Source organism: Acinetobacter sp. UBA3106, from assembly GCA_002365595.1.
GTDB lineage: Bacteria > Pseudomonadota > Gammaproteobacteria > Pseudomonadales > Moraxellaceae > Acinetobacter.
Genome location: DFAM01000003.1, coordinates 67,384 through 75,771, shown reverse-complemented (window position 1 = coordinate 75,771; position 8,388 = coordinate 67,384). Strand labels below are relative to the sequence as shown.

The following is an 8,388-nucleotide window of genomic DNA, read 5'->3' as shown; positions in this document are numbered from 1 at the left end:
CCACCGATGGGAAAGAGCACCAAAAGCAGGCAGAAACTGATAATAAGGAAACAGCCCTGATAGAGCATGAAGCGTTGCTTATCGTGCATAGTAAAGATCAATTGATTTTAGTACTGCAATTACAACAATAAAAACTTAATCCAGACTTAAGCGAGCTTGAATCGGCGGGTAAAAAGAGTACAAAGGTTAAGGGTTAAATGGCAAGTTGTGTCAAATGCTGATAAGCATATCCAGGAAAGAGCATAATGATGCAAAGGGTCAGTGCTACATTAAACACAAAATTTAGGCTGGGATTTAAATGACTATTCAAGCTGTTTTATTCGATCTTGATAATACTTTAACGCATCGTGACCAGAGCATTTTGGCGTATAGCCAATTTTTGGCTCAGGCTTATCAGCATCAGTTACCGCATGATGAAATCAGCCAGATACAAGCCATTATCCGTCGTATCGATAATGGCGGCTATCCGAAAAAAGAATTGCTCACCCATCCCAGTATTGCTGCATCTGTGGCTCATGCTTTGCTGCAAGAATTAACCTGGAAAAGCCGCCCGGATTTGGAAGAACTCACCCAGTTCTGGTTTCAGCAATTTGGACTTTCCGCAGTGGCCATGCAGGGTGCCAGTCAGCTCTTAACTGAATTAAAACAGGCAGGTTACAAACTGGCAGTCATTTCAAATGGTGGACATGCTACCCGTTTAACCATTTTACAGGGTTTGGGTTTTAGTCATTATTTTCATGAAATCGTCAGTTCTGAACTGGTTGGCATCAGTAAACCAAATCCGGAAATTTTTCTTTATACCAGTCAAAAGTTAGCGGTTGCACCAGAAAACTGCCTTTTTGTGGGAGATCATCCCATCAATGATATACAAGGCGCAAAGAGTGCCGGCATGCAGGCTTTATGGCTGCAAGGTTTTCATGAGGCTAAACAACCTCAGCCCATACATAGCATTCAACGTCTGGCTGAAATTAAACAATTTTTATGATGTTGATGATCTATAAAATTAGATTATCTAAATCACCATGGCCTCACATTTCAGTGATTTCATTTTGATACCTTTGTGTAGGCAATGTCTCTATTTTTGAAAGGTCAAAATGAGGATTTCAAAATATATTTTGAGTCCGCAAGAAAAACCTTTTGTTTCCCATACACAACATCCTGAGCCAGTTTTAAGCACTGCTTTAAAATGCAGCGCAAGGGGTGGGAAACGTTGTGGCATCCATGCCACACTCATGAATCAAATACCTACTAAAATCTATTTTTAAATTTGTATTACGAACAATTTGTAGTCATTGAAAATGATTGATAAAGAAGTCTTTTGAATAAGGTAAAACTGGTTTAGACAGTTAAATCTAAGAAAAAAGCGACCCTTTCGAGTCGCGCTGAAAATGAAAACTGAGTTTAAAAGTTAAGCTCTAAAAGCCAAACTTTAAAAAATGGTTTCTTCTGAATTAGCTGAAATTTTGTGAATGGATAAGTCCGCACCACGAAATTCTTCTTCTTGCGATAAACGAATGCCCATAATGGCTTTAAGCAGACCGTAAACTACAAAGCCGCCAGTAAGTGCAATCGAGATTGCCAGTAAGGTGCCAATCAGTTGAGAGATGATTGAAACACCGCCTAAACCGCCGAGCCATTGTTGCCCGAAAACTCCCACGGCTAAACCCCCAAAGGTGCCGCATATGCCGTGTAAGGGCCAAACACCGAGTACATCATCCACTTTAAGTCTGTTTTGGGTGTAAGTGAACAGCTTGACAAAAATCAGACCGGCAATGGCACCAATAATCAGTGCGCCAACCGGGTGAACCACATCCGAGCCTGCACAGATGGCAACCAAGCCGGCCAAAGGACCATTGTGCAAGAAACCCGGGTCATTTTTACCTACAATGTTGGCCGAAAGCGTACCGCCAACCATCGCCATGAGCGAGTTAATGGCAACCAGTCCGGAAATCACGTCCAGACGTTGTGCACTCATCACATTAAAACCGAACCAACCAACAATTAAAATCCATGAACCCAGTGCCAAAAAAGGAATGGAAGAAGGAGGATGTGCACTGACACGACCATCTTTTTTATAACGCCCATGACGTGCACCCAGTAAAATTACAGCGGCTAACGCAATCCAGCCGCCCATGGCATGCACCACGATTGAACCGGCAAAATCATGGAAAGCTGCACCGAAAGTTTTGGCTAGCCAATCTTGTAAGCCTAAATTGCCATTCCAGGCAATACCTTCGAAAAAGGGGTAGATCAATGCCACTAAAATTAAAGTGGCAATAGCCTGAGAACGCATTTTGGCGCGTTCTGCAATACCGCCAGAAATAATGGCAGGAATGGCGGCAGCAAAGGTGAGCAGGAAAAAGCAGCGCATCAGGTTATAGCCATGATCTGCGGCTAAGGTTGAACCGATGTGGAAAAAATGTTGACCATAAGCAATATAGTAGCCGACAAAAAAGTAGGCGATAGCAGAAATGGAAAAATCTGTCAGAATTTTACTCAGGGCATTGACCTGATTTTTATGTCGTACTGTGCCCAGTTCCAGGAATGCAAAACCTGCATGCATGGCTAACACTAAAATCGCACCAAGAAGGAGAAAAAGTAAATCTATATTTTGCATATTTTAGCCCCATTTTAGTGCTGTTTTTCACAAAAAGAAGATCAGTATATCGAGGCGCAGAATTTGAGGAAGAGATTTGAAAAAGGGAAATTTTGATCATTTATGCAAAAAAATGCTTAAGACTCGATATAAAGCAAAGGTTTACATTATTAGGCAATATTGGCTCCATTATGGTGCATTTTTCTAAAATTAAGTTATAAATAAATATATGATAATTAGATTAAATTTAGAGTTTGCTGTTTTGGTTGTTTTTTAACCTTTCAGCCTTGGCACTGAATAGTGGCAATACTGTTAATCTGAGAAATTAAAAAAAATTTAAAGATAAATGAATTAAATGCATTTTGATGACGCAATTTAAGATGATTTTATAATCAATTATAGTGCGTTTAAGAAAAAATCATTCTGGCTTGAAGTCTGAATGAATATTAAGTGAGATAAAAATAAAGTCAGGAAGGCTAAATTTATTGAAAGCAAACAAGGTGAATAATTAAACAATATGAGATACAAAAACAATAAGGAAATGGTAGTTTTGGTTTTGATATCACTGTTTCAACACTAGAAGATAAGTGCTCATTTTATATTATATTTTAGGGTTTAAACATGAAGCGGAGTATGCTTGCGTTAACGGTATTAATGGGTTTTAATTCTTCATTTGCAGCAGAAGGCACCCACTTTGACTGGGGATATGCAGAACAGACTGCACCTGCACAATGGGCTAAGCTTAAGCCTGAATACAAAGCTTGCGAAGGCCTAAATCAGGCACCCATTAATATTGATCAAACCATATCAGCCAAATTGCCTGCTTTAAAATTAAATTACAGTTCAAAAGCGGATACGATCATCAATAACAATCGTACCGTGCAAATCAATTTTAATCCGGGCAATACTCTAGAATTAGAGCAACAGGTATTTCATCTCAAACAATTCCATTTACATAGCCCAAGCGAAAATACCATTAAAGGACAAAGTTTTGCCATGGAGATGCATCTGGTACATGCCACTGAACAAGGCGAGTTAGCCGTAGTGGCTGTCATGTTTGAAGAAGGTGAGGAAAATAAAAAGCTGAAACGACTCTGGAAAGAATTGCCGAAAAAAGCAGGGAATGCGGTACAGTTGAAACATCAGGATTTAGCCGCTGCATTCTTACCTGAAAATCTGGATTACTATCGGTTTAATGGTTCTTTAACCACGCCACCGTGTTCTGAAGGGGTGCGCTGGATTGTACTGAAAGACATTCAACAAGCTTCAAAACAGCAAATTAAGGCATTTTCAAGCTTGATGGAGCATCCCAATAATCGTCCTGTACAACCAGTGAATGCACGCTTGGTACTTGAATAATTAATACCAAAAAAAGCAGATCATTTGATCTGCTTTTTTTTATAGTTAAAGCTTTAGTGCAAAATTTTATTCAGGAATTGCTGAGCGCGATCACTACGTTGGGTATTAAAAAACTCATCTTTGGTGCAGTCCTCAACAATTTTGCCCTGATCCATAAAAATCACCCGGTTCGCTACCTGACGAGCAAAGCCCATTTCATGGGTAACACACATCATGGTCATGCCTTCTTTGGCCAGTTCTACCATCACATCCAGCACTTCATTGATCATTTCGGGGTCAAGGGCTGAGGTTGGTTCATCAAACAGCATCGCAATCGGGTCCATGCTTAAGGCGCGGGCAATCGCCACACGTTGCTGCTGACCGCCTGAAAGCTGGGCCGGAAACTTGCTGGCCTGTGCACTTAGACCGACACGATCCAGATAAGCCAAGCCTTTTTTCTTGGCCTCAGCTTCCGAACGACCTAGGACTTTAATCTGGGCAATGGTCAGGTTTTCGGTGATGCTCAAGTGCGGAAACAGTTCGAAATGCTGGAACACCATGCCTACACGGCTGCGCAGTTTGGTCAGGTCCGTTTTTGGGTCTTTAATGGAAATACCATCAACAGTGATATTGCCTTGCTGGAACGGTTCCAGACCATTGACCGTTTTGATCAGGGTCGATTTACCTGAACCTGAAGGACCACACACCACCACCACCTCACCTTGATGAATCTGGGTGGTGCAATCGGTCAGTACCTGAAAATCTTTGTACCACTTACTGACATTCTGGAGGTCAATCATCACTTTACCATCAGTCATACAGTTAACTTCCTTTGTAATTTTTTAACGGCATAGGTCGCGATCATACTCACGGTAAAGTACACCAAACCTGCAAATAAAATATATTGGGTTAACAGCGACATCAGGTCGCCGCGGACATAGTTGGTCCGGAAAAAGTCCAGTAAACCAATGGCATAAACCATGGTCGAATCCTGAAACAGGATAATGGTCTGCTGTAATAGCAAAGGCGTCATTTTACGGAATGCTTGCGGCAAAATAATCAGCCGCATCGACTGGCCATAGCTCATACCTAAGGCATAGGCTGCTGCAGTCTGACCCTTAGGAATAGACTGAATACCGGCACGGACAATTTCCGAAAAGTAAGCTGCTTCAAACAGCATGAAGGCCACAATACTGGAGACCAAAGCAGTATCAATAGTCAGGTAATTGCCCGTCATAGCCGTGTAGATAAACGGTACGGCAAAATAGAACCACATCAACACCAGCAGCAAAGGAATAGAGCGGAACAGATTGACATAAGCTTGCGCAAATAAATTCAGGACTTTAAATGAAGACAAGCGCATCAGGGCGAGCAGGGTACCAATCAAAATACCGCCGATGGTCGCACTGATGACCACTTTTAAGGTAATGCTCATGCCATGCCACAAGGCTGGAGCAGACAGTTGTAAGTCATTTAAAAATGCAGTGAGCCATTCCATTATTTATCTCCTGCAATCAGACCGGGAACACGTAAGCGTTTTTCCAGCATATTCATTGCCTGAATTAAACAAAAGTTAATCACGATGAAGATGATGGTCACGTAGGTATAAATTTCGATGGTGTTCTGGGTATATTCACTGATGGTTTTCATCTGGGAAATAATTTCTGCTACACCGACTAGTGAGGCAATCGAAGTATTCTTCACACAGTTGGTCAGCTCTGAACTGAGTGGCGGCAAAATAGTGCGGAACGATTGCGGCAAAATCACGTAGCGATATAACTGGCGGGTGCTAAAGCCCATGGCATAACCGGCATTGACCTGACCAACTGGCAAGGCTTCAATCCCGGTACGTACCTGTTCACACACTCGCGCAGCGGTAAATAAGCCCAAACCTACACTGGCTGAAATAAGTGCCGTGGTATTTGCGCCCAAGTCATTCATCCACCATAACTTGATGGGAGTCGGCAAGAAATTGGGAACCACATAGAACCAGATAAACAATTGAATGAGCAGAGGGACATTACGAAATAGCGTCACATAAGCAGTGCCTATACCGCGTGCTGTTTTACTGGGCAAGGTGCGCATGATGCCCAGAATACTGCCCAAAACCAGGGCAATGCTCCAAGCCACTACGGCAATGACCAGCAACCAGCCCAGACCGGTTATAATCCAGTTTAGATAGGTCGTGTCGCCCACCCCGGTGGACTGAAATAAAACTCCCCAGTTCCAACTATAATTCATAGTAACTCCTGAGTAGAATCAGGCAAAAAGATCCTTTTTCTGCCTGAAGTATAAAGTTATTTTTTTAATGCTTATTGGTCACGATCATGCGGATTGCTAATTAACGCTTTCAACTGATCAGACATTTTGAAGTCCAGATTGATATTTTTTGGTGGAATTGGCTGCTGGAACCATTTTTCGTACATCTTGTTAATTTCACCAGAGCTGTATGTGGCTTTAATGGCATCATCCACCACCTGTTTAAAGCCGGTATCACCTTTACGCAGCATACAGCCATAAATTTCGTGAATTGGCGCAGTTCCGACAATTACCCATTTATTCGGATCGGCGGCTTTGGATTTTTCACCGGCAAGCAGGATGTCATCCATCATAAAGGCAGCGGCACGACCGTTTTGCAGCATCAGGAAAGATTCCGCATGGTCTTTGGCAGAAATGATTTCACCAATACCCCATTCTTGCTGATGCTGACGGATATAACGCTCCGAAGTGGTACCCGCCGTAGTCACCAGTTTTTTACCTTTTAAGTCGGCAAAATCTTTGATGCCGGAATCTTTAGCGGTAAGCAGGCGAGAACCTACTTCAAAGAAACCGACCGAGAAATCGACCTGTTGCTGGCGTTCTTTGTTGTTGGTGGTCGAACCACATTCCAGGTCTACCGTACCGTTTGACACCAGAGGAATACGGTTTTGACTGGTCACCAGGTTATAACGAATTTTTAAATCCGGCATATTCAGTTTCTGCTTCACCGCATCTACAACTTTTAACTCTAAATCGTGTGCATAACCGACCGGCTGATTCGGGTTGTCGGCAATATAGGAGAAAGGAATAGAGGAGTCACGATATCCAAGAACAATCGTGCCTGATTTTTTAATCTTGTCGAGTGTACCTGACGCGCTTGCATCATTTGTACCAGCGGCTTTTTCACCGGAAGCTGGAGCTTTATTGTCACTACAAGCACTCAGGCCAAGCATGAGCGCGCTTGCACAAAGTAGGGAAGTAATACTGCGTTTATGTGTCATGTATAAAACTCCTTTTTATATCATTATCATCAAGTGCTAAGTTGCCTGTAAAAGCGACTCATTTCTTATGCAAAAGATGTTTTCTTTACTGTATATAAATACATCAGATTTCATCTTAAGCGAGTTATGAAGGATTGCTCAAGCAAATTTTTTTACGGTTTTGTTACTAATAAATGATTATGAAATAACTATTTTTTTGCTGTGAGCTGTTATTAGAAAGCACAGTTTATTCCAAAACTTTTTTTCAAGGAGACGAGGTGGACTAAAGTCTAATAAAGCCGCATTACCAAGACTTCGAAGTAAGTAATGATCTCTATTTTTAACCCTTAACCAATGCGGGTAGTGTTGATGGCTACGGTCCAGTCGCAGTCGTCACAGCGCTCACATTGCTGTTTGGCATGAGAAAGCGTTCGAGTATTGCCACAATAAATACAGGCATAAAGCACATCGGGTTGAACCTCTGTGACGATATGACAGGCTTTGGGAAATAGCGGCAAACCGTATTTCACCTGATTATTCGGATAAAACAGGATACTGAAAGTTCCATCTGTTTCCAGTAAAGCGGTTCTGATTTGCCCCAGATGTTCAGTATTTTGCTGGCGCATTTCGGCAAAGAATTCATCATGTGACATGGAACCTTTTTTGATTTTATCCAGTACCAGTTCGCCTTCTTCTACAATATACAGTGCCTTACCTTCAAGTAAGTCTTCAAACCATTGATATTTCATCATTAGCCAGGTAGTGAGGCGATACATGACCGTAATCACGGACATGACAATCACGGCCTGAATCAGCGGAATATCGTCAGTAAACATCGGGTCACCGGCAATCGACCCCAAGGCCAGAATAATCGCGACTTCAAAGATCGAGAGCTGACGTACACCGCGTTTTCCCGTCAGACGCAAAAACAGGATAATCATTAAATACATAATGACACAGCGAATCAGAATTTCACCGGCAAGGGCCAAGCTGGTGTCATAGATAAAAATATCCGATAAATCCATTTAGTTTCCTTTTCTCTTTGTTATTAAGGAATTTAGCAAGTTTTAGCAAAATAGAGCTGTAGAGTTGTGTAGCAATTTATATGCGGGATGATGACAAGTTAAACTACAGAAAAATAAAAAGTTAAATTAAAAAGATCAATTCAGAATTTTATCTAAACTTGCTGCCGGTTTGAACGTGAAATTGCCCACT

Annotated in this window: 8 protein-coding genes; 2 read left to right on the top strand and 6 right to left on the bottom strand. The window is 41.9% G+C overall.

The features are described 5' to 3' along the window. Positions 1-298 precede the first annotated feature (298 nt). Complete coding sequence (locus tag B4C48_RS01660; protein WP_291352778.1) at positions 299-985, top strand: HAD family hydrolase; 687 nt, start codon at positions 299-301, stop codon at positions 983-985. Between the two features lie 444 nt (positions 986-1,429). Here B4C48_RS01660 and B4C48_RS01655 read toward each other — a convergent pair whose 3' ends face one another. After that, on the bottom strand, positions 1,430-2,617 hold the full coding sequence (locus B4C48_RS01655; protein ID WP_291352776.1) for an ammonium transporter: 1,188 nt from the start codon (positions 2,615-2,617) through the stop codon (positions 1,430-1,432). A 600-nt stretch (positions 2,618-3,217) separates the two neighbouring features. Between B4C48_RS01655 and B4C48_RS01650 the strand changes: the two genes are divergently transcribed. Further along, positions 3,218-3,955, top strand: coding sequence for a carbonic anhydrase (locus tag B4C48_RS01650; RefSeq protein ID WP_291352774.1), 738 nt, complete (start codon positions 3,218-3,220; stop codon positions 3,953-3,955). A 53-nt stretch (positions 3,956-4,008) separates the two neighbouring features. Here the strand turns inward: B4C48_RS01650 and B4C48_RS01645 are convergent, their stop codons facing one another. From B4C48_RS01645 to B4C48_RS01625, 5 genes are all read right to left on the bottom strand, one after another. Then, positions 4,009-4,734, bottom strand: coding sequence for an amino acid ABC transporter ATP-binding protein (locus B4C48_RS01645; protein WP_291352789.1), 726 nt, complete (start codon positions 4,732-4,734; stop codon positions 4,009-4,011). A 14-nt stretch (positions 4,735-4,748) separates the two neighbouring features. After that, positions 4,749-5,432: an ABC transporter permease subunit gene (locus B4C48_RS01640; RefSeq protein ID WP_291352772.1), complete on the bottom strand. Its 684-nt coding sequence runs from the start codon at positions 5,430-5,432 to the stop codon at positions 4,749-4,751. After that, positions 5,432-6,175 (bottom strand): amino acid ABC transporter permease, encoded by a 744-nt coding sequence (locus B4C48_RS01635; protein ID WP_291352770.1) that lies wholly within the window; start codon positions 6,173-6,175, stop codon positions 5,432-5,434. Before B4C48_RS01635 ends, B4C48_RS01640 begins: the two co-directional genes overlap by 1 nt. A gap of 71 nt (positions 6,176-6,246) precedes the next feature. Then, entirely contained in the window at positions 6,247-7,194 is a 948-nt protein-coding gene (locus tag B4C48_RS01630; protein WP_291352768.1) for a transporter substrate-binding domain-containing protein, read from the bottom strand. A 326-nt stretch (positions 7,195-7,520) separates the two neighbouring features. Further along, positions 7,521-8,198: a DUF421 domain-containing protein gene (locus tag B4C48_RS01625; protein WP_291352766.1), complete on the bottom strand. Its 678-nt coding sequence runs from the start codon at positions 8,196-8,198 to the stop codon at positions 7,521-7,523. Positions 8,199-8,388: the final 190 nt, after the last annotated feature.

Coding starts and splice junctions, on each gene's coding strand:
- B4C48_RS01660 (WP_291352778.1), top strand. CDS start 299: ATGACTATTCAAGCTGTTTTATTCGATCTTGATAATACTTTAACGCAT.
- B4C48_RS01655 (WP_291352776.1), bottom strand. CDS start 2,617: ATGCAAAATATAGATTTACTTTTTCTCCTTCTTGGTGCGATTTTAGTG.
- B4C48_RS01650 (WP_291352774.1), top strand. CDS start 3,218: ATGAAGCGGAGTATGCTTGCGTTAACGGTATTAATGGGTTTTAATTCT.
- B4C48_RS01645 (WP_291352789.1), bottom strand. CDS start 4,734: ATGATTGACCTCCAGAATGTCAGTAAGTGGTACAAAGATTTTCAGGTA.
- B4C48_RS01640 (WP_291352772.1), bottom strand. CDS start 5,432: ATGGAATGGCTCACTGCATTTTTAAATGACTTACAACTGTCTGCTCCA.
- B4C48_RS01635 (WP_291352770.1), bottom strand. CDS start 6,175: ATGAATTATAGTTGGAACTGGGGAGTTTTATTTCAGTCCACCGGGGTG.
- B4C48_RS01630 (WP_291352768.1), bottom strand. CDS start 7,194: ATGACACATAAACGCAGTATTACTTCCCTACTTTGTGCAAGCGCGCTC.
- B4C48_RS01625 (WP_291352766.1), bottom strand. CDS start 8,198: ATGGATTTATCGGATATTTTTATCTATGACACCAGCTTGGCCCTTGCC.